We start from the raw sequence: 337 nt of genomic DNA on the forward strand, positions 1-337 counted from the left end.
TACAGTAATGCCGAGTCTTTCCAGTTCTGCTGTTCTTCCTTCGTCATATTCTTTCTGATATTCATGAATTTCACCATCAACTTCCACTACCAGTCTTTTCTCGTGGCAGTAGAAATCAGCTATAAACAAATCAATTGGGTGTTGCCGCCTAAACTTTAGCCCTGCGAGCTGTCTATCCCGTAGTTTATTCCAAAGAAGCTTTTCAGGAAGAGTAATGTCTTTTCGTAATAATTTAGCTCTGCTCTTAATCTCTTGAGACGCCCCATAGTACAAGTTATCAAAGTTTTCCTGTGACATAAAGATGTTGTTTTGATACTTTAAGTTAGGCGTTTAAATA

At 38.0% G+C, this 337-nt stretch carries 1 protein-coding gene; it reads right to left on the reverse strand.

Going from position 1 to position 337, the window contains the following annotated elements:
• Positions 1-297 (reverse strand): endonuclease domain-containing protein (locus tag ACRD7B_RS22830; RefSeq protein WP_430826984.1); only part of this gene is annotated, 297 nt, incomplete at its 3' end.
• Positions 298-337: the final 40 nt, after the last annotated feature.

It is taken from the genome of Carboxylicivirga fragile, assembly GCF_050589805.1.
GTDB classification, from domain to species: domain Bacteria; phylum Bacteroidota; class Bacteroidia; order Bacteroidales; family Marinilabiliaceae; genus Carboxylicivirga; species Carboxylicivirga fragile.